Raw genomic sequence first — 19,992 nt, 5'->3', positions numbered from 1 at the left:
CCACGGAGCGGGCGCTGCCGCGTTGCGAGATGCGCCAACTGAGGGAAGAGTGGGTCTTGTAGCGCCTGTGCTTCGTTGAGTCGTGGAGCTCCGTTCCCACAGGCCGGCCGCCCTCAGAGCAGAGCTTCGCAGGGCCCCTATTCGAGTTGGTGAATCTTCCACCAGGAACTGCCATGCCCAGAACCTCCGGGAAACACATCGCCCGTTTGTGCGGGGCTTCCTGCCTGGCCGCGGCGCTCGCCCTGTCGACAGGCGCGGTCGCCGCCGAAGCGATGCCCCAGGCCTCCCCCGCGGCCGCCTCCGTACCCGCCCAGCCTCCGCCGCCACCACCGGATCCGGAGGAACCGCAGCCTCCGCCGCCGCCTGAGGAGGAGGTACCGCCTCCGCCGCCTCAGGAGGAGCAGCCGCCGCCTCCACCCCAGGAGGAGCAGCCCCCGCCACCTCCGCAGGAGGAGCAGCCGCCTCCGCCGCAGGAGGAGCAGCAGCCGCCCCCTCCGCAGGAGCAGCAGGAGCAGCAGCCGCCGCCGGCCCAGCAGGAGGAGCAACTCCAGAAGTTGACGCCTCAACTGCAGAACAACGTCGATGAACTGGCGAACCAGGAGAACGCCCCGGCAGAGGTCAAGAACGCGGCGGGGAACCTGAACGAGACGCTCGCGATCGTCGAGGACCCCAACACGCCCCTGGCGCAGCGAGTGGCCCTCGGTAACGTGGTGAAGCAGTCGACGGACGCCCTGACGAACCTCCAGACGGCGAACGTGCCGCAGGAGGTCAAGGTCTCGGTGACCAACACGGTCGAGCAGTCGACCCAGGTGCTGGTCGACACGCTGAAGTCGAACGCGCCGAACGCGGTCAAGGTCGCGGTCACCAACACCGTCGAGACCCAGACGAGCGTCCTGGTCGACGTCCTGAAGGCGAACGTGCCCAACGAGGTGAAGGTGGCCGTCACCAGCACCGTCGAGAGCTCGACGCAGGTCATGGTCGACACGCTGAAGTCCAACGCGCCGAACGCGGTCAAGGTCGCGGTCACCACCACCGTGCAGACGACCACCACCGTGCTGGTCGAGGTCCTGAAGGCCGGAGTGCCCACCGGGGTGAAGGTCGCGGTCACCACCACCGTGAAGACCACCACGACCGTGCTGGTCGACGTCCTGCGGTCGAACGCGCCCACCGCGGTGAAGGTGGCGGTCACCAACACCGTGAAGACCAGCACCAGCGTCCTGGTCAACGTCCTGAAGTCCAACGCGCCGACGTCGCTGAAGGTGGCGGTCACCAACACGGTGAAGACCAACACCACCGTCCTGGTCAACGTGCTGAAGTCCAACGCGCCGGCCGGGGTCAAGGTGGCGGTCACCAACACCGTGAAGACGACCACCAACGTCCTGGTCAACGTACTGAAGTCCAACGCGCCGGCCGGGGTCAAGGTGGCGGTCACCAACACCGTGAAGACGACGACGAGCGTCCTGGTCAACGTGCTCCAGTCGAACGCGCCGACGGCGGTGAAGGTGACGGCGTCGAACGTCGTCACGACGACCACGACCGTCCTCGTGAACGCCCTGAAGCCCGGTACGCCGCAGGCCCAGCAGACGGCCGCGACGAACTTCGCGAACCAGGTGAACAACACGCTGAAGACGGCACAGGACACCAACGCCTCCGCCGAGCAGCGGAACCAGGCGACCGCGCAGCTGAACCAGTGGGAGGACGAGCTGCCCCAGTGCCTGAAGGCCAGTCCGGTCACCGAGTGCGTGAGCGCCGGAGCCGGTAGCTGACGCGGGTCCCCGAGGCCCCTGGCCACGAAGCAACCGCGAGGCGGTCCTTCCCGGGCGACGTCCGGGAAGGACCGCCTCCTCATGCCCCGCCCCGACTCCTCCCGCCCCCGATTCCTCCCGGACCCTTGAACTCGTGGCTACTGGACGGTAATTGTTGCTGACACCGCGTCCAGGACGGGGCCCGGGGCGGGCGCGCGGACGGAACCGGGACAGCACCGGGGACAGGGAGCAGCAACATGGCCGTACGGGTGTCCTTCCCTGTCGAGTCCCGGCAGGGCTCCGGCACGGTGTCGGTGGAGTACGAGCGGATGGGCGACGGTGAACCGCTGCTGCTGCTCCACGGCATAGGCCACCACTGGCAGGCCTGGCAGCCGGTGCTGGAGATCCTGGCGGCCGAGCGCGAGGTGATCGCCGTCGACCTGCCCGGCTTCGGCGCATCCCCCGCCCTCCCCGACGGCTTCGCCTACGACCTGCCCACGGTCGTGCCCGTCCTCGGTGCGCTGTGCGAGGCCCTGGACCTCGACCGCCCGCACGTGGCGGGCAACTCGCTGGGCGGGCTGCTGGCCCTGGAGCTCGGGCACCAGAAGCTCGTCCGGTCGGTGACCGCCCTCTCCCCCGCCGGTTTCTGGACGGAGGGCGAGCGCCGCTACGCCTTCGGGGCGCTGCTGGCCATGCGCCGCGGTGCCCGCTCCATGCCGCTGCCGATGATCAGGCGGCTGTCCCGGTCGTCCGCCGGGCGCGCCGCGCTGACCAGCACCATCTACGCACGACCCGGCCGCCGTTCACCGGAGGCGGTGGTCGCCGAGACGCTCGCCCTGCGCGGCGCGACCGGCTTCGGACGGACCCTGGCCGCGGGACGCGGGGTCCGGTTCGCGCGCGACGTGACCGGCCTGCCCGTCACCGTCGCCTGGGGCACCCGCGACCGGCTCCTGCTGCCCCGGCAGGGGGTGCGCGCCAAGCGGGCCGTCCCCGCCGCCCGGCTGGTGCGCCTGCCGGGATGCGGTCACGTGCCGATGAACGACGACCCGGCCCTGGTGGCGCGCGTCCTGCTCGACGGAAGCCGCTGAGGCGGGCGACCCCCCGGTCGTCCCCACGGGCGACGACCCCGCGGGCGACGACTTCACGGGCGACGACGCAGAGGGCCGGGACCCGGCCGGCGGGTGCGCGGGTGCGCACCGGTCCAGGACGCCCGAGCCCAGCGCGACGCCCGCCCCGACCAGCGCGCTGCCCACGCCCTGGGCGAGCCCGTAGGAGCCGGTGGCGACGAGCGGCGCGGTCAGCGCGGCGGACACCGGGATGAGCCCGGAGAACAGGGTGGCGCGCTCGGCGCCGATCCGCTGGACGCCCGCGTACCAGCAGACGAACCCGACGACCGTGACGACGGCCGCCTGCCAGAGCAGCGCGCCCGCCTCCTGCCCGGTCGGTACGCGCAGCGCGCCCGCGCCGTCCAGCACCATGCCCGCGAGGGCCGACTCCAGTGCGGCGACGGCGCACACGGTGGCCGTGAGCAGCTTCGGGCCGAGCGGCTTGAGCACGGGCACGGCCAGCACCGCGAACCCGACCTCGCCCAGCAGCGCCGCCGCCGACCACGCGATGCCCGCCGGGTCCGTGCGCCCCCACCCCTGCACGGTGAACGCCCCGGCGGCGACGAGAAGCGCCCCGTACAGCACCGGGCGGGTGGGCCGGCGTCCGCCCAGCGCGGGCACCAGCACGGCCACCACCACGGGGGCGCAGCCGACGAACACGCCCGGGACGGCCGGCTCCGCGGTGCGTTCGGCGGCCAGTACCGCCAGGTTGAACCCGACCATGCCCACCGCCGCCAGCAGCGCGATCCGCGCCCACTGGCGGGCCGTCAGCCGCCGTACGGCGGCGGTGGCGCCCCGCCCGGCGAACGGCAGCAGCAGCAGGAAGGCCAGGCCGTAGCGGAGGGCCTGCCCGCCCGCGTGGGGGTAGTCGCCGAGGACGCTGTTGGCGGTGAAGGAGGCGCCGACGAGGACGCACGCGAAGGCCGCGAGCAGTGTGCCGCGCGTTCGGTTCGGAGTCATGGCCACGACGCTAGGAGGGGTGGTGGTCCGGTTGCAGGACCACTTGCCGTCCTGTTTCGGGGACCACTTGTAGGCTCGTGACCGGCACGGGGAGGGAAGGCATGGGCGGGGAACCGGGCGGCGGGCTCTGGGAGTTGCTGCTGCCGGCGGTGGGCGCGCCGCCCCGGCGCCGCGGCCGGGCGCTCCAGGCGGCCCTGCGTGACGCGGTCCGGTCGGAGCGGCTCGCGGCCGGGACGCGGCTGCCGTCGAGCCGCGAGCTGGCGGCCGCCCTGGGGGTGTCGCGGGGCCTGGTGACGGAGGCGTACGAACAGCTGACGGCCGAGGGGTATCTGCGCAGCGGCCGGGGTTCGGGCACCTGGGTGGGGGACGCCGTACGGGGGCGGGCCGCGCCCGAGGTGCGGGACCTGGCCCCGGGGCGGGCAGGGGCCCTGGTCGACTTCCGCCCCGGGACGCCGGACCTGTCGCTGTTCCCCCGCGCCGCGTGGGCGGCCGCCCACCGGACCGTCCTGTCCCGGCTGCCGCACCGGGCGCTGGGGTATCCCGACCCGCGCGGGCTGCCGGAGCTGCGGTCGGCCCTGGCCGCACTGCTGACGCGGCGGCGCGGGGTGGTGGCCGACCCGGAGCGGGTGGTGGTGTGCTCGGGCGTGGCCCAGGCGATGACGCTCCTGGGGTTCGCCCTCGGGGCGCACGGTCTGCGGAGCCTGGGGGTCGAGGACCCGGGCAGTCCGGAGCCCACCGCGCTGTTCGCGTCGGCGGGACTGCGGACCGTACCGCTGCCGCTCGACGCGGAAGGGCTCGCGCCCGGTCCCCTCGCCGCGTCCGGCCTGAGGGCCGTGGTCACCACGCCCGCCCACCAGTTCCCGTCGGGGATCGCCTACTCGGCGCGGCGCCGCGCGGAGCTGCTCGACTGGGCCCGTGCGGTGGACGGCTGGCTGGTCGAGGACGACTACGACGGCGACTTCCGCTACGACCGCGCCCCGGTGGGCGCCCTCCAGGGCCTCGACCCCGAGCGCGTCGTGTACACGGGTTCCGTGAGCAAGTCCCTCGCGCCCGGGCTGCGGCTCGGCTGGATGCTCGTACCGCGGTCGCTCGCCGGCGAGGTCGTCGAACGCAAGCGCACGATGGACCTGGGCAACCCGGCGCTCGACCAGGCCGTGCTGGCCCACTTCGTGACCAGTGGGGGCTACGACCGCCACCTGCGCCGCTGCGGGCGCGCCTACCGGGAGCGGCGGGACGCGCTCATCTGCGCCCTCGCGGAGCACCTTCCCGGTACGGAGGTCAGCGGCATCGCGGCCGGGCTGCACATCATCGCGCGCGTGCCGGGGCGTCACGGGCGGGGCTCGTCGTTCCTGGAGCGGGCCGCGGCCGCGGGGGTGGCGCTGAGGCCGCTGACCGACTACGGGTCGGCGCGGCCGGACGACGGGGACGTACGGCTCGTGCTGGGGTACGCCCACCTGTCGCCGTCCGAGATCGCGCGGGGCGTACGGCTCATGGCGAGCATCGCCGCAAATCCTTGAAAACGGGACTTAATGGAGCAGATCCCTACTTAACCGTTCGGTCATAAGGCGTTCGTGATCGCGCAACACCGCTGCGTCACAGTGGCCCCATGACTGATGGGACTTCCCGGAAGAGCCGCCGCCACCACTGGCGGCGGGACCTCGTCGAACTGGCCGCCCTGTTCACGGCCGTGGCCGTCGCGGACGCGGTGGCGAACACCGTCGCGCACGGCCCGGACGGCCCGTACCTGCTCGCCGTGTCGGCGGTGGCCCTGGTCGCGACGGCGGCGTTCCACATCTGGTGGGCGCGCCGCCACAGCCATGCGCCACCGGCCGCCTCCGATACCGGTGGCGGCCCCGCGACGGCCGCCGCCGGACCGGAGGCGTCCGCCACCGACGGCCGGGAGGGCGGGGCCGGCTCCGGGACGGTGTTGTGGCGGATGCGGACCACCGTGCGCGACGAGCCCGGCAGCCTGGCCGCGCTGTGCACGGCGCTGGCGCGTCTGCGGGTCGACATCCTCACCCTCCAGACGCATCCGCTGGCCGACGGCACCGTCGACGAGTTCCTGCTGCGGGCGCCCGCCGCGCTCCCCGCCGCCGCGCTGGCCCGGGAGGTGGCCGCGGCGGGCGGCACCGGCACCTGGACCGAGCGCGCCGACGCCCACGACCTCGTGGACGTCCCGGCGCGGGTGCTGGGCCTGGCCACCCGTACCGCGCTGGACGCGGCCGAACTGCCGCTCGCGCTGCGCCGGCTGCTCGGGCGGTGCACCATCCACTCGTTGCCCGCGGTCTCCCCCACCGGCCGTCCCACCGGCGCGACGGCCCCGGTCGAGGGCGCCCTGGAGGAGGGCGAGACGGTGATCCGGCTGCGCGCCCCGGGTGGCGGCGCCCTCACCATCGAGCGGCCGTACCTGCCGTTCACGCCCACCGAGTTCGCCCGCGCCCGGGCCCTGGTGGAGCTGGACGCCCGCCTCGGGCCGCGCGTCCCGCGCAGCCAGGACGTACTGACCCTCCCGGAGGGCAACGACATCACGGTCCGCCGCGCCGACCAGAGTGACGTGGCGGCCGCCCGGGCCATGCACGACCGCTGCTCGGACCGGACCCTGGGCCTGCGCTACCACGGCCCGGTCGCCGACGCCGGCCGCTACCTCGACCACCTGCTGAGTCCCCGCTTCGGCCGCACCCTCGCCGTCGAGACCGCGTCCGGGCGGCTGGTCGCGCTCGGCCACCTGCTGTGGGACGGCGACGAGACCGAGGTGGCCCTGCTCGTCGAGGACGACTGGCAGCGCCGCGGCATCGGCTCCGAACTGCTCGGCCGTCTGGTGTCCCTCGCGCGGGAAGCGTCCTGCGAGAGCGTGTACGCGGTCACGCAGTCGTCCAACACGGGCATGGTCGCGGCCATGCGCGCGCTGAACCTGCCGCTGGACTACCAGATCGAGGAGGGCACCCTGGTGATCACCGCGCGGCTGGACGGCCTTCCCGCGCCCCGCCCGCCGCAGCGGTCCGGCCCTCCCGAGCAGTCGGCGCGGGCCCGGCGCTGAGCGCCTCGGTCAGGTCCCGCCACAGGTCCTCGACGTCCTCCAGGCCGACCGACATGCGCAGCAGCCGGTCGCTGATGCCCGCCGAGCGGCGGTCGCCCTCCTCCACGATGCGGTGGCTGATGGAGGCCGGGTGCTGGATCAGGGTGTCGACGCTGCCGAGGCTGACCGCCGGCGTGATCAGCCGTACGCCGGCGATCACGTCGTGCGGGTTGCCGAACACCTCGAAGGCGACCATCGCGCCGCCGATCTCCGGGTAGTGCACCCGCGCGATACGGGGGTCGGCCGCCAGCCGGCACGCCAGCTCGGCGGCGGAGGTGGAGGCGGCGCGCATCCGCACCGGCAGCGTGGACAGTCCGCGCAGCAGCAGGTAGCTCGCCAGCGGGTGCAGGACGCCACCGGTGGCGAACCGCACTTGGCGCAGCTTGCCGGCGAACTCCTCGTCGCAGGCCACCACGCCGGCCAGCACGTCCCCGTGCCCGCCGAGGTACTTGGTGGCGCTGTGCAGCACGATCCGCGCCCCGTGCTCCACGGGACGCTGGAGCACCGGGGTGGCGAAGGTGGAGTCGACCAGCAGCGGCACCGAGCCGCAGGCGTGGGCGACGGCCCGGATGTCGACCTCGGCGAGCGTGGGGTTGGCGGGGGTCTCCACCATGACCAGGCCGGTGTCGGGGCGGATGGCGTCCGCGATGCCGGCGACGTCCGTCCAGGTCACCTCCGTGCCGAGCAGCCCTGCGGTGAGCAGGTGGTCGCTGCACCCGTACAGCGGGCGGACCGCCACCACGTGCCGCAGGCCCATGCTCGCCCGGACCAGCAGGACGGCGGTCAGGGCCGCCATGCCGCTGGCGAACGCGACGGCGCTCTGGGTGCCCTCCAGCCGGGCGAGCGCGTCCTCGAAGCGGGCGGTGGTGGGGTTGTCGAGCCGGGAGTAGACGGGCGGGCCGTCCGGGCGGGCGCCGGTGGTGGCGAACGCGTCGATCCGCTCCGCCTCGGCCCTCGCGTCGTGCGACGGGTACGTGGTCGACAGGTCGATCGGCACGGCGTGCAGGCCCAGGGCGGCGAGGTCGTCCCGCCCGGCGTGCACGGCTTCGGTGGCCAGCGCCCGCGGGGCCCTCGGGGTGGGAAGGGCGGGCGAGGCGTCGTAAGGCAGGGCATCCATGGACGGCACTGTGAACAGATACCGGAGGGTAGCGGGAAAACGACGTGTTACGTTCGGCGAATGAACGGTTCTGTCGTCCTCGACACGGTCGATCTCCACATTCTTCGCCTCTTGCAGAACGACGCCCGGACCACCTACCGCGACCTGGCCGCCGAGGTCGGGGTCGCGCCCTCCACCTGTCTGGACCGGGTGGCGCGGCTGCGGCGCACCGGGGTCATCCTGGGCAACCGGCTGCGACTCGATCCGGCCAAAATCGGCCGCGGCCTGGAGGCGCTGCTGCTGGTGCAGGTGCGCCCCCACCGCCGGGAGCTGATCGGCCCGTTCGTCGACCGGATCCGCGCGCTGCCCGAGTCACGGGCGCTGTTCCATCTCACCGGCCCCGACGACTACCTGGTGCACGTGGCCGTGTCGGACCCCTCCGACCTGCAACGACTCGTGCTGGACGAGTTCACCTCGCAGCGGGAGGTGGCCCGCGTCGAGACCCGGCTGATCTTCCAGCAGTGGGAGTGCGGGCCGATGCTGCCGCCCGGCGCACCCGCTCATTTGTCAGCCGACCGGGACGGATGAGGGTGACGCCGGGGACCGGGGCATATCAGGATGGCCTCATGCCAGACACCACCAGCAGCGCGCTCCCCCGCATGGTCGCCGACGCCTATGTCGACGCGCTCATCGAACTCGACCCGATCACCGGCACCTACCTGGGCGTCCGGAAGAGTGCCGGGCTCCTTCCGGACTTCTCGCCCGCCGGTCAGGACGAGATGGCCCGGCTGGCCCGGCAGACGCTGGCCCGGCTCGACGAGGCCGAGCGCCTCCCCGGGGCCGCCGGCGACGCCGAGCGGCGCTGCGGACGGCTCCTGCGGGAGCGCCTGACCGCCGAACTCGCCGTGCACGACGCGGGCGAGGGGCTGCGGACGGTCAGCAACATGCGCTCGCCCGCGCACAGCGTCCGCATCGTGTTCACGGTGATGCCCACCGAGACCGGGGACGACTGGGCGGCGGTCGCCGAGCGACTGCGCGCCGTGCCGGCCGCGCTCGCCGGCTACCGCGAGTCCCTGGCCCTGGGCCTGGAACGCGGCCTGCCGGGCGGGCCCCGGGCCACGGCGACGTTCATCGACCAGCTCACCGAGTGGACGGGCGACGACACCGGCGGACGTGGCTGGTTCGAGGCCTTCGTGGCACCCGCGCCGGCGAACCTCCGCGCCGAGCTGGACGCGGCCGCGGGCGGTGCCACCCGGGCGCTGGCGGCGCTGCGCGACTGGATGCGCGACGTGTACGCCCCGGCGGTGAAGGACGCCCCCGACACGGTGGGCCGCGAGCGGTACGCCCGCTGGTCGCGCTACTTCAACGGCAGCGACTGCGACCTGGACGAGGCCTACGCGTACGGCTGGGGCGAGTACCACCGGCTGCTCGCCGAGATGAAGGCCGAGGCGGACAAGATCCTGCCGGGCGCGGGCCCGTGGCAGGCGCTCGCGCACCTCGACGAGCACGGCACCCACATCGAGGGGGTCGAGGAGGTACGGGTCTGGCTCCAGCGCCTGATGGACGAGGCGATCGAGACGCTGGACGGCACGCACTTCGAACTGGCCGAGCGGGTACGGCGGGTGGAGTCGCGGATCGCCCCGCCGGGCGGAGCCGCTGCGCCGTACTACACCGGCCCGTCCGAGGACTTCTCGCGCCCCGGCCGCACCTGGCTGCCGGTCGACGGCGAGACGCGGTTCCCGGTCTACGACCTGGTGTCGACCTGGTACCACGAGGGGGTGCCCGGCCACCACCTCCAGATCGCGCAGTGGGCGCACGTCGCCGACCGGCTGTCCCGCTACCAGGCGACCGTCGGTGTGGTCAGCGCCAACGCGGAGGGCTGGGCGCTGTACGCGGAGCGGCTCATGGACGAGCTGGGCTTCCTGCCCGACCCGGAGCGGCGCCTGGGCTACCTGGACTGCCAGATGATGCGGGCCTGCCGGGTGATCGTGGACATCGGCATGCACCTGGGTCTGGAGATCCCGGCGGACTCGCCGTTCCACCCGGGCGAGCGGTGGACGCCGGAGCTGGCGCAGGAGTTCTTCGGGCAGCACACCAGCCGCCCCCGGGCGTTCGTCGAGAGCGAGCTGACCCGCTACCTCTCGATGCCCGGCCAGGCGATCGGCTACAAGCTGGGCGAGCGGGCCTGGCTGCTGGGCCGGGAGAAGGCCCGCCGTGCGCACGGCGACGCGTTCGACGCGAAGAAGTGGCACATGGCGGCCCTGTCCCAGGGCCCGCTCGGCCTGGACGACCTGGTGGACGAACTGGCGCGGCTCTGAGGGGCCGGCCCCTCAGGATCGGCCCGAGGCGTCAGCAGCCGCAGTCGTCCGTGCCGAGCGGGGCGGTGAGGGGGTCGGCGTCCCGCTTCCGGGCGCCCTCCCACGTCTCGTAGCCGAAGCCCTCGCGGGCCCAGTACTCGAAGCCGCCGAGCATCTCCTTGACCTGGTAGCCGAGTTCCGCGAGGGCGAGGGCGGCGCGCGTGGCGCCGTTGCAGCCGGGGCCCCAGCAGTACGTGACGACCGGTACCGACGGGTCGAGCAGCCGCGGCGCCTCCTCCGGGATGAGCGCCGTCGGCAGGTGAACGGCGCCGGGGATGTGGCCCTGGTCCCAGGACTCGGTGGAGCGGGAGTCGAGGACGACGAACCCGGGGTCGCCGCCGGCGGCGAGCGCGGCGGCGACGTCGGAGACGTCCGCGTGGAACGCGAGGCTCGCCGAGAAGTACGCGGCGGCCGCGGCCGGCGGGGCGGGCGGGACGCGGAGGACGGCGTTGGCGGCCGGGGCGGTGGTGACCGGCGCGGCCGGCGGGACCGGAGTCGTCGGGGTCGTCTGAGTCATCGGCGTGATCGTCATGTCCGGAAATCTACGGCTGGTCGATCATCGCGGTGAAGTGACGATCCCCGGAGACCGGCTTGTCCAGCCGTGGAATCCCCTGCTATTCCTCGTCCATGACGGGATATTCACCGGACGCCACCGACTGGCGCATACTCGCCGCCCTCCAGGACGACGGACGGGCCACCTTCGCCGAACTGGCCCGTACCGTCTCCATGTCCGCGAGCGCCGTCACCGAGCGGGTCCGCAGGCTGGAGGAGGCCGGTGTGATCACCGGCTACACCGCGGTCGTCGACCAGGAGCGGCTCGGGCTGCCGGTCCTGGCGTTCGTACGGCTGCGCTACCCCAACGGCAACTACAAGCCGTTCCACGACCTGCTGGACACGACGCCGGAGGTGCTGGAGGCGCACCACGTGACGGGCGACGACTGCTTCGTGCTGAAGGTCGCCGCCCGCTCGATGCGGCACCTGGAGGAGATCTCCGGGAAGGTCGGCGCGCTGGGTTCGGTGACGACGAGCGTCGTGTACTCGTCGCCGCTCCCGCGCCGCCCGGTCAGCCGCTGACCGCTCCCCCGCCGCGCAGCCGCACGGCGGAGCCGTTCCGCTCCTTGACGACCTCCAGCTGGGTGGGGATGCGGCGGCGCAGGTCGCCGACGTGGCTGACGATGCCCACGCTGCGGTCGCGTTCGCGCAGCGAGTCCAGGACGTCCAGCACCTCGTCGAGGGTCTGGTCGTCGAGGCTGCCGAAGCCCTCGTCGATGAAGAGGGTGTCGAGCCGTACGCCGCCGGTCTCGTCGGTGACGACGTCGGCGAGGCCCAGCGCCAGCGCCAGCGACGCGAAGAACGTCTCCCCGCCGGAGAGCGTCGCCGTGTCGCGTTCGCGGCCCGTCCAGGCGTCGACGACGTGCAGGCCGAGGCCCGATCGTTTGCCGCCGGCCCGGGCGTCGGAGTGGACGAGCGTGTAGCGGCCGGCCGACATGCGGGCCAGGCGGGCCGTGGCCGCGGCGGCCACCTGCTCCAGCCGGGCCGCGAGGACGTACGACTCCAGCCGCATCTTGCGCTCGTTGTCCGCCGACGTGCCGGCGGTGAGCCCCGCCAGCCGCGCCACCCGCTCGTACTCCTCGCGCAGCGGCCCCAGGCGCCGCACCTCGGTGGCGGCCTGCCGGGACAGCCGGTCCAGTTCGGCGCACCGCTCGCGGTGGGCGGCCAGGGCGGAGTCCGCGTCACGGGCGGCGCGGTCGGCGGCGGCGTGGGCGGTGCGGGCGCGGTCCGGGTCGGCGGGCGGGCGCTGGGCGGCGGCGCGGGTCTCCGGTTCGGCGAGCCGGTCGGCGACGGCCGCCGCCTCGGCCTGCCAGGCGTCGAGGCGCCGCTGGAGGTCGCGGTGGGCCGCGTCGTCGAGGAGCGCGGCGGCCGCGGCGGCCGGGGTGTCGAAGCCGGCGCGGTAGGCGGCGTGGGCGAGCCGGTCGTCGGCCTCCTTGAGGCGGCGGGCCGTGTCCTCGACGGCGCGTACGGCGTCGGCGGCCTCGACGAGGCGGGCGATGCGGTGCTCCAGGGACGCGGCGTGCTCGGCGACGGCGCCGCCCGGCACCCTGGCCAGCTCGGCGTCCACCGCGGCCTGCTCCCGGTCGAGCGCCTCGCGCTGCGACGTCCGGGCGGCGGCCCGGCGTTCGGCCTGCTGCCGCACCTCCAGCCTGCGGTGGTGTTCCGCCTCGGCGCGGTCGAGCGCCTCCCGCGCGGCGTGGGCACCGCCCGCCAGCGCGCGCGCCTCGGTGTGGGCGCCGTCCAGCCGGGCGACCTCGTCGGCCAGCGCGTCGGCGGCGGGCTGTTCGGTGTCGTCGGCGCTCCCCGTACCGGCCACTTCGTCGCGTGCGGCGGTGAGCGCCTCCCGTACGACGGCGAGGTCGCGTTCGGCGGCCGAGCGGGCCTCGTCGGCGCGGGCGTGGGCCTCGTAGGCCGCGTCCTCCGTCGCGCGGTCGACGTGATGGGCGTCGGCGCGGGCGGGGTCCGGGTGGTCGGCGGAGCCGCAGACCGCGCAGGGCTCCCCGTCCGCGAGCCCGGCCGCGAGTTCGGCGGCGATGCCCCGCAGGCGGCGTTCGCGCAGGTCGAGCCAGGTCTCGTGGGCGGTGTTGGCGTGCTCGCGGGCGTCGGTCAGCCGGGCGGTGGCGGCCTCGGCATCGCGTGCCAGCGTGTCGCGGCGGCGGGCGGCGGCCAGCCGGCGGCGGGCGGGTTCGAGGCGTCCCGCGAGGTGTTCGGCGCGGGTCGCGGCCTCCTGCGCCGCCTCCACCCGGTCCTGGAGGGCGCGGCGGGTGGCCTCCCAGCCGGCCAGCCACTCGTCCGTGTCCTGGAGCGTCGCCTCGTCGGCGCGTTCCTGGCGGTCCAGTTGGTCGCGCTCGTGGGCGAGTTCAGCGCTCCGCCGCTCGGCCCGGCGGGCGGCGTCGAGCCCGCCGAGTTCCTCCCGGAGGCGGCCCGCCAGCGCGGTCAGCCGCTCGGCGCCCGCCTCGGCGAGGTCCGGCGCCAGACCGGCCACGGCCCGCTCGTGCGCCGCGCGTGCCGCGTCATGCTCCCGCTCGGTGTCGTCGCGCAGGGCCAGCGGCGCGGCCACCCGCTCGGCCTTGCGGCCCCGCTCCAGCAGGGCCTGCCATCCGTCGCGCTCGGCCCGGCGGGCGTCCAGTGCGGCGTCGCGGCGCCGGGCGTCCTCGTACCGCTGCTGGAGGGTGGCCAGTTCCCGCTGTTCGTCGAGGGCGCGGCGCGCGGCGGCCCGCCGGCTCTCGGCGGCGGCGAGCGCGGACTCGGCGACGTCCCGTGCCTCCCGGGCGCCGGAGCGGGCGACGGCGGCCCAGGTGAGGACGGCTCCGGCGAGGCCGGGGTCGCCCGGCTTCTCCGCCGGGGCGGGCAGGCCGCCGGCTGCCGGGCCGGCCGCCTGCGCCATGCGGTGGGCGAGGGCGAGGAGCCGTTCGTCGCCCTGTTTGACCTGCTGTTCGGCGGTGCGGCGCTGGTCGGCGAGGTGCTCCTCGACGGCGGCGAAGCGGCGGGTGTCGAAGAGCCGGCCGAGGAGCTTGCCGCGCGCCTCCGCGTCGGCCCGCAGGAACCGGGCGAAGTCGCCCTGCGGCAGGAGCACCACCTGGCAGAACTGGTCCCGGTTCATGCCGAGGAGCTGGGTGACCTCCTCGCCGATCTCCTGGTGGGAGCGGCTGAGGCCCTTCCAGGTGCCGTCGGCCGGGTCGTACTCGCGCAGCCAGGACTGGGCCTTCTCCGTGGTGAGACCGCCGCCCCGCTTCTTGGGGCGGGGCTGGGCGGGTCGCCGGGTGATCTCCAGCCGCCGGCCGGCCACCGTCAGGTCGAGCACCACCTCGGTGTGGGTGCCGGGCGGGGCGTGGTCGCTGCGCAGGGAGGTGCCGGGGCTCTGCCGGGCGCCGGGGACGGCGCCGTACAGGGCGTAGCAGACGGCGTCGAGGACCGAGGTCTTGCCGGCGCCGGTCGGTCCGTGGAGGAGGAAGAGACCGGCCCGGGCGAGGGTGTCGAAGTCGACGGTCTGGGTGGTGCCGAAGGGGCCGAAGCCGGTGATGTCGAGCCGGTGGAGCCTCACCCGGCCACCTCGCGCCGTGCCATGTCCACCCGGACGTCGTCGAAGGCGTGCCGCAGCGCCGCGCGTTCCCGGTCGTCGGGGCCCGCGCCGCCGCGTACGTGGGCGACGAAGTCCTCGGCGATCTGCTGGTCGTCGCGGTCGCGCAGGCGCTGCGCGTAGGAGGCGAGGGGCTCGTCGTCGGGGCGCTCGGGGGCGAAGAGGAGGCTGAGGGTGTGGGGGAAGCGTTCGGTGAGGCGGGCCATGGGTTCGGCGGGGCGGACCGGGTCGGTGAGGGTGGCCTCGACCCAGGAGTCCTCGTGGCGGGTGAGGGCGGGGTCGGCGAGCAGCTCGTCGAGCCGGCCGCTCAGGCGGGCGAGGGGGCGGGGCACCGGGCAGTCGAGCCGCTCGGCGCGGACGGAGCCGTCGGCGTCCAGGTCGACGAGCCACATCGTCTTGCGGTGCCCGGCTTCGGAGAAGGAGTACGCGAGGGGCGAGCCGGAGTAGCGCACCCGCCCGGTGACGGCCTGGCTGCCGTGCAGGTGCCCGAGGGCGACGTAGTCGGCGCCGTCGAACACGCCGGCCGGGACGGCGGCCACCCCGCCGACGGTGATGTCGCGTTCGCTGTCGCTGGGTTCGCCGCCGGCGACGAAGGCGTGGGCGAGGACGACGGACCGGGTGCCGGGCGCGCGGCGGGCGAGGTCGGCGCGGACGCGGTCCATGGCGGCCGTCAGGACGGCCTCGTGCCCGGTCTTCTCGACGCCGAACTCGTCGCGGACGAGGGCCGGTTCGAGGTAGGGCAGGCCGTAGAACGCCACGTCGCCGTGGGCGTCGGCGAGCACGACCGGGGTGCCGGCGCCCGCGGGGTCGGTGCGCAGGTGGATGCCGGCGCGTTCGATGAGCCCGGCGCCGACGCCGAGCCGGCGCGCCGAGTCGTGGTTGCCGGAGATCATCACGGTGGGTACGCCGGCCCCGGCGAGCCGGTGCAGCGCGGTGTCGAACAGCTCCACGGCCGCCAGCGGGGGCACCGCGCGGTCGTAGATGTCGCCGGCCACGAGCACCACGTCCACGTCGTGCTCGCGGACGGCCGCCACGAGGTGGTCGAGGAACGCGGCCTGGGCTTCGAGCAGGCTCACCCGGTGGAACGACCGCCCCAGGTGCCAGTCCGATGTGTGCAGCATCCTCACGACGCCGCTCCGACCCGCGATGGCCGCATGTGTCCCGCTCCTCCGCCCCCGGCGGCCCGTACGGCCACCGCTCTGCACCCGTACACGCTAACGGTGCCGGGCCCCCGGTCGGTCACGGACCTCTTTTCCGGAACGCCCGCACCCTCGCCCCCGGGCCCGGCCCCGGTCTACGCCTCGCCGTACGCCTCGCCGCCCAGCTCCAGCCGGGCGGTCCCGGCCGTCGCGTCGGCGAGCCAGGCGCGGAAGGCGTCCACGTCCGTGCCGGGCAGTCCGACCTCGATGGTGACGGCCTCGGCGTACCGCACCTCGCGCACGGCCCGGCCGGTGGCCCGCAGGTCGTTCTCCAGCTTCCCGGCGCGCTGGTGGTCGACGGTGACGGTGGCGAGCCGGAACCGGCGGCGGGTGACGGTGCCGAGCGCGTCGAGCGCCTCGCCCACGACTCCGCCGTAGGCCCGGATGAGGCCGCCCGCGCCGAGCTTCACGCCGCCGTAGTAGCGGGTGACGACGGCCACGGCGTACCGGATGTCGCGGCGGGTGAGCATCTGGAGCATCGGCACTCCGGCCGTGCCGCCGGGTTCCCCGTCGTCACTGGCCTTCTGCACGGCGGCGTCGGCGCCGATGACGTAGGCGAAGCAGTTGTGGGAGGCGGTCGGGTGCTCCTTGCGTACGCGTGCGACGAAGTCCTGCGCCTCCTGTTCGGTCGCGGCGGGCGCGAGGGCGCAGAGGAAGCGCGATCGGTTGATCTCTGTCTCGTGCACGCCCTCGCGGGCGACGGTCCGGTACTGCTCCTGCATCCCGCCACCCTATGCGCACGGGTGGACGGGAATCTCCGGCGGCGGGTGGCGGTTGGCGCTGGGGAGACGAGGACGACCTTGACCAGTGGAGGCGGCACGTGACCGGCGAGCAGGAGCAGGACACCATCGCGAAGATCCTCACCGAGTCCGGCGACACCTGGGCGGTGGTGGGGCTGTCCGGCAACCGGGCCCGCGCCGCGTACGGGGTGGCCGCCGTCCTGCAGCGTTTCGGCAAGCGCGTGGTGCCCGTGCATCCCAAGGCCGAGACGGTCCACGGGGAGCAGGGCTACGCCTCGCTGGCGGAGATCCCGTTCCCCGTGGACGTGGTGGACGTGTTCGTCAACAGCCACCTGGCGGGTGCCGTCGCGGACGAGGCGGTGGCGAAGGGCGCCAAGGCGGTGTGGTTCCAGCTCGGGGTGGTCGACGAGGCGGCGTACGAGAGGACCACGGCGGCCGGTCTCGACATGGTGATGGACCGCTGCCCCGCGATCGAGATCCCGCTGCTCGACCGGGACTGACCCCGCCGGGCGGGTCTCCCGGCGGGGTGCCGTCTCAGCGGACGGGCGGGATGGAGACGGCCATGGTCATCCCGACCGTCTCCTCGCCGTCGTTGCGGTAGGCGTGCGGGACGTTGGACTCGAAGACGGCGGAGGTCCCGGCCGGCACGCGGTGCTCCACCCCGTCGACGACGAGGGTCAGTTCACCGGCGGTGACGTGGAGCAGCTCGGTGGTGCCGTCCGGGTGCGGGTCGGAGGCGCTGACGTCGCCGGGCATCAGGGTCCAGGTCCACAGTTCCAGGGGGCCCCGGGCCTCGGTGCCGGCGAGGAGGGTGGTGCTGCTGCCCTTGTCGGTGGACCACATCCGTACCGCCTGCTCGGGCGGTACGAGGCGGACGTGCGCGCCCTGCTCGTAGTCGAGGAGCGTGGTGATGGACACGCCCAGCGCGTCGGCGAGCTTCACCGTGGTGCCGACGCTGGGGTTCGTACGGGCCTGTTCGATCTGGATGATCATGCCCCGGCTGACGCCCGCCCGCGCGGCGAGCGCGTCGAGGGTGAAGCCGCGCTCGCCGCGCCAGCGCTTGAGGTTGCGGGCGAGCGACTGCGTGAGCTGGTCGAGGTCCGACACATTCCGTCCAATATTTTGGATGACATAGTTCAATGGACTGCACTACGGTGTGATGCACCCCCGTGTTCACCGCACTGTACTGCGAGGATCTCATGACGGCACTGTTCGCCCTGGCCACCAGCCTCCTGTGGGGGCTGGCCGACTTCGGCGGCGGACTGCTGACCCGGCGCATGCCCGCGCTGACGGTGGTCGTCACCTCGCAGATCATCGCGGTCGCCGTCCTGGGCGCCGTCGTCCTCGCCACCGGCGCCTGGACGGAGGCGGGACCGGGGCTCTGGTACGCGGTGGCCGCCGGGGCCGTCGGACCGGCCGCCATGCTCGCCTTCTACAAGGCCCTCGCCCTCGGCCCGATGGGCGTGGTCTCACCGCTCGGTTCGCTCGGCGTCGTCGTCCCGGTGTCCGTGGGGCTGCTGGTCGGCGACCGGCCGGGGCTGCTCCAGTTCGCGGGCATCGGCGTCGCGATCGCGGGCGTGGTCCTGGCGGGCGGGCCGGAGCTGCGCGGGGCGCCCGTCCAGCGCCAGGCGGTGCTGCTGACGCTGGTCGCGGCGTTCGGCTTCGGCTCCGTGATGGCCCTGATCGCCGAGGCGTCCACCACGCTCACCGGGCTGTTCCTCGCGCTGTTCGTGCAGCGCGTCACCAACGTCGCGGTGGGCGGGGCCGCCCTGTGGGCCTCGGTGCGGCGCGGCGCGCCCGCCCTGCCGGAGGAGGGCGGGATCCGGGTCGTGTGGGCCGCGCTGCCCGCGCTCGCGTTCGTCGGCCTGGCGGACGTCGCCGCCAACGGTACGTACGCGCTCGCCGCGCGGAGCGGCCCGGTCACCGTGGCCGCCGTGCTCGCCAGCCTCTACCCGGTGGTGACGGCGCTCGCCGCGCGGGGCGTGCTCAAGGAGCGGCTGCGGACCGTGCAGGCCGCGGGAGCGGGGCTGGCGCTGGTCGGGACGGTGCTGCTGGCGGCGGGGTGACGGAGCGCCGGGCCCCCGCCGGGTCAGGCCTTGTCGAGGTCGGCGTCGAGATCGGCGTCGAGGTCGAGCTCGGCCAGCGCTGCCAGTTGCTGCGACGTGACGCCCTCCGGCACGGGTACGGGAGCGGGCGTGCGCAACGGCGGCTGCCACCCGTTCGCGGCGTCCCAGCGCCGTACGACCCGGGCCGGCGCGCCCGCCACCACCGCGTGGTCGGGCACCTCGCCCCGCACCACGGCGCCCGCGGCCACCACCACGTTGCGTCCGAGCCGTGCGCCGGGAAGGATCACCGCTCCGGTGCCGAGCCAGCAGCCCGGGCCTACCGTCACGGGCGCGGAGCGCGGCCACTGCCGGCCGACCGGCTCGTGGGGGTCGTCGTAACTGTGGTTCGTGGACGTGATGTAGACGTACGGCCCGCAGAAGGTGTCCGCGCCGACCGTCACCGGCGCGTCCGCGACGACATGGCTGCCGCGCCCGAGCACGACGCCGTTGCCCAGGGTCAGGACCGGGTCGGGCCCCAGGTCGAGCCCCGGCATCATCCCGGCGGTCAGCGTGACCTGTTCGGCGATGATGCAGTGGTCGCCCAGCTCGATCCACCGCTCCCCGAAGACGGTGCCCTGCGGGAACGCCAGCCGTGTGCCGGGGCCCAGCCGCCGGAAGCGCAGCCTCCCGGGGTGCTCCGCGGTGACGGCTCCCGTCTCCTGCACCCATCGCCAGCCGCCGTGCACGGCCCGGCTGAGGACCCGGCGCCGCCAGGCGGCCAGGGAGGAGAACGTGTTTCTGTTCTTCGGCACCCGGACACGGTAGTCGGCCCGCTCGGGCCCCGGCCGCGCCACGCGCTGTGATGTTCGCCCCACCGTCACGGCCGTCAGGGCCGTCCCTTACCGTTCCCCTGGCGCGACCTTTCGCAACACGAGGAGCAGGCGATGACTGAGCGGGCGTTGATCACCGGGGTCGGCGGCAAGGAACCGGACGTGCACCCGGACGCGTTCGCCGCGCCGACCTCTGTCGTGGTCGGCGAGGTGACCATGGCCGCCGGGGCGAGCGTCTGGTACCACGCCGTGCTGCGCGCCGACTGCGGCCCGATCGTCCTGGGCGCCGACAGCAACATCCAGGACAACTGCACGGTCCACGTCGACCCGGGCTTCCCCGTCACGGTCGGCGAGCGCGTCTCGGTCGGCCACAACGCGGTCCTGCACGGGTGCACGGTCGAGGACGACGTCCTGGTCGGCATGGGCGCGACGGTCCTCAACGGCGCCCACATCGGCGCCGGTTCGCTGATCGCCGCCCAGGCGCTCGTTCCGCAGGGCATGCGCGTCCCGCCCGGCTCGCTGGTGGCGGGCGTCCCGGCGAAGGTGAAGCGCGAGCTGACTGCCGAGGAGCGCGAGGGCATCAAACTGAACGCCACGATGTACGTGGAGCTGGCCCGCGCGCACGGCGAGGCGCACACGTCCTGACGGCTGGTGGGCCCGGCGCCGCCAACCTCTGCGGGGGCGAACCTGCACGGCCCCTTCGCGC

The 19,992-nt window shown here is 74.5% G+C and carries 17 protein-coding genes and 1 pseudogene; 10 read left to right on the top strand and 8 right to left on the bottom strand.

Annotated features, from left to right (window positions below):
* Window positions 1-173 precede the first annotated feature (173 nt).
* Both EIZ62_RS28460 and EIZ62_RS28455 read left to right on the top strand, forming a co-directional pair.
* Window positions 174-1,766, top strand: coding sequence for a hypothetical protein (locus EIZ62_RS28460; protein WP_156695526.1), 1,593 nt, complete (start codon window positions 174-176; stop codon window positions 1,764-1,766).
* Window positions 1,767-2,002: 236 nt separating this feature from the next.
* A complete protein-coding gene (locus tag EIZ62_RS28455; RefSeq protein WP_156695525.1) occupies window positions 2,003-2,833 on the top strand; it encodes an alpha/beta fold hydrolase in 831 nt (276 codons plus the stop codon).
* A gap of 573 nt (window positions 2,834-3,406) precedes the next feature.
* On the opposite strand, the pseudogene EIZ62_RS33015 reads toward EIZ62_RS28455, so the two are convergent.
* Window positions 3,407-3,811, bottom strand: a pseudogene (locus EIZ62_RS33015) (EamA family transporter); the annotation flags it as partial.
* A 101-nt stretch (window positions 3,812-3,912) separates the two neighbouring features.
* Between EIZ62_RS33015 and pdxR the strand changes: the two are divergent.
* Both pdxR and EIZ62_RS28440 read left to right on the top strand, forming a co-directional pair.
* Window positions 3,913-5,328: a MocR-like pyridoxine biosynthesis transcription factor PdxR gene (gene pdxR / locus EIZ62_RS28445; protein WP_156695524.1), complete on the top strand. Its 1,416-nt coding sequence runs from the start codon at window positions 3,913-3,915 to the stop codon at window positions 5,326-5,328.
* Between the two features lie 89 nt (window positions 5,329-5,417).
* Window positions 5,418-6,848 carry a GNAT family N-acetyltransferase gene (locus EIZ62_RS28440; protein ID WP_156695523.1) on the top strand — a complete coding sequence of 477 codons (1,431 nt, stop codon included), beginning with the start codon at window positions 5,418-5,420 and terminating at the stop codon, window positions 6,846-6,848.
* Here EIZ62_RS28440 and EIZ62_RS28435 read toward each other — a convergent pair.
* Window positions 6,763-8,004 (bottom strand): trans-sulfuration enzyme family protein, encoded by a 1,242-nt coding sequence (locus EIZ62_RS28435; RefSeq protein WP_156695522.1) that lies wholly within the window; start codon window positions 8,002-8,004, stop codon window positions 6,763-6,765. The genes EIZ62_RS28440 and EIZ62_RS28435 overlap by 86 nt on opposite strands.
* A 60-nt stretch (window positions 8,005-8,064) precedes the next feature.
* On the opposite strand from EIZ62_RS28435, the gene EIZ62_RS28430 reads away from it, so the two are divergent.
* Together EIZ62_RS28430 and EIZ62_RS28425 are read left to right on the top strand one after the other, a co-directional pair.
* A complete protein-coding gene (locus tag EIZ62_RS28430; RefSeq protein ID WP_156695521.1) occupies window positions 8,065-8,571 on the top strand; it encodes an Lrp/AsnC family transcriptional regulator in 507 nt (168 codons plus the stop codon).
* A 38-nt stretch (window positions 8,572-8,609) separates the two neighbouring features.
* On the top strand, window positions 8,610-10,301 hold the full coding sequence (locus tag EIZ62_RS28425) for a DUF885 domain-containing protein (protein WP_156695520.1): 1,692 nt from the start codon (window positions 8,610-8,612) through the stop codon (window positions 10,299-10,301).
* 31 nt (window positions 10,302-10,332) lie between these two features.
* On the opposite strand, the gene EIZ62_RS28420 is transcribed toward EIZ62_RS28425, so the two are convergent.
* On the bottom strand, window positions 10,333-10,857 hold the full coding sequence (locus EIZ62_RS28420) for a rhodanese-like domain-containing protein (protein WP_156695519.1): 525 nt from the start codon (window positions 10,855-10,857) through the stop codon (window positions 10,333-10,335).
* A gap of 110 nt (window positions 10,858-10,967) precedes the next feature.
* Between EIZ62_RS28420 and EIZ62_RS28415 the strand changes: the two genes are divergently transcribed.
* Window positions 10,968-11,414, top strand: coding sequence for an Lrp/AsnC family transcriptional regulator (locus EIZ62_RS28415; RefSeq protein ID WP_156695518.1), 447 nt, complete (start codon window positions 10,968-10,970; stop codon window positions 11,412-11,414).
* Here the strand turns inward: EIZ62_RS28415 and EIZ62_RS28410 are convergent.
* From EIZ62_RS28410 to EIZ62_RS28400, 3 genes are all read right to left on the bottom strand, one after another.
* Window positions 11,404-14,436, bottom strand: coding sequence for an AAA family ATPase (locus EIZ62_RS28410; RefSeq protein ID WP_156695517.1), 3,033 nt, complete (start codon window positions 14,434-14,436; stop codon window positions 11,404-11,406). The genes EIZ62_RS28415 and EIZ62_RS28410 overlap by 11 nt on opposite strands.
* A complete protein-coding gene (locus tag EIZ62_RS28405; protein WP_156695516.1) occupies window positions 14,433-15,599 on the bottom strand; it encodes an exonuclease SbcCD subunit D in 1,167 nt (388 codons plus the stop codon). The genes EIZ62_RS28410 and EIZ62_RS28405 overlap by 4 nt, the downstream gene beginning before the upstream one ends.
* Window positions 15,600-15,766: 167 nt before the next feature.
* A complete protein-coding gene (locus EIZ62_RS28400; protein ID WP_156695515.1) occupies window positions 15,767-16,393 on the bottom strand; it encodes a YigZ family protein in 627 nt (208 codons plus the stop codon).
* 98 nt (window positions 16,394-16,491) lie between these two features.
* Here EIZ62_RS28400 and EIZ62_RS28395 point away from each other — a divergent pair, with 98 nt between their 5' ends.
* The gene (locus EIZ62_RS28395; protein WP_156695514.1) at window positions 16,492-16,911 is read left to right on the top strand and encodes a CoA-binding protein; all 420 of its coding nucleotides are present in this window, start codon (window positions 16,492-16,494) and stop codon (window positions 16,909-16,911) included.
* Between the two features lie 34 nt (window positions 16,912-16,945).
* On the opposite strand, the gene EIZ62_RS28390 is transcribed toward EIZ62_RS28395, so the two are convergent.
* Complete coding sequence (locus EIZ62_RS28390; RefSeq protein ID WP_156695513.1) at window positions 16,946-17,518, bottom strand: helix-turn-helix domain-containing protein; 573 nt, start codon at window positions 17,516-17,518, stop codon at window positions 16,946-16,948.
* A gap of 92 nt (window positions 17,519-17,610) precedes the next feature.
* Between EIZ62_RS28390 and EIZ62_RS28385 the strand changes: the two genes are divergently transcribed.
* On the top strand, window positions 17,611-18,477 hold the full coding sequence (locus tag EIZ62_RS28385) for a DMT family transporter (protein WP_156696640.1): 867 nt from the start codon (window positions 17,611-17,613) through the stop codon (window positions 18,475-18,477).
* 23 nt (window positions 18,478-18,500) lie between these two features.
* Here the strand turns inward: EIZ62_RS28385 and EIZ62_RS28380 are convergent, their stop codons facing one another.
* Window positions 18,501-19,268, bottom strand: a complete 768-nt coding sequence (locus EIZ62_RS28380; RefSeq protein ID WP_156695512.1) for an acyltransferase — start codon at window positions 19,266-19,268, stop codon at window positions 18,501-18,503.
* A 132-nt stretch (window positions 19,269-19,400) separates the two neighbouring features.
* On the opposite strand from EIZ62_RS28380, the gene EIZ62_RS28375 reads away from it, so the two are divergent.
* Window positions 19,401-19,931, top strand: a complete 531-nt coding sequence (locus EIZ62_RS28375; RefSeq protein ID WP_156695511.1) for a gamma carbonic anhydrase family protein — start codon at window positions 19,401-19,403, stop codon at window positions 19,929-19,931.
* Window positions 19,932-19,992 lie beyond the last annotated feature (61 nt).

Source organism: Streptomyces ficellus (assembly GCF_009739905.1).
Classification (GTDB): domain Bacteria; phylum Actinomycetota; class Actinomycetes; order Streptomycetales; family Streptomycetaceae; genus Streptomyces; species Streptomyces ficellus_A.
Note: the sequence above shows the minus strand (reverse complement) of the source record. Positions and strands in the feature narration are given on the sequence as shown.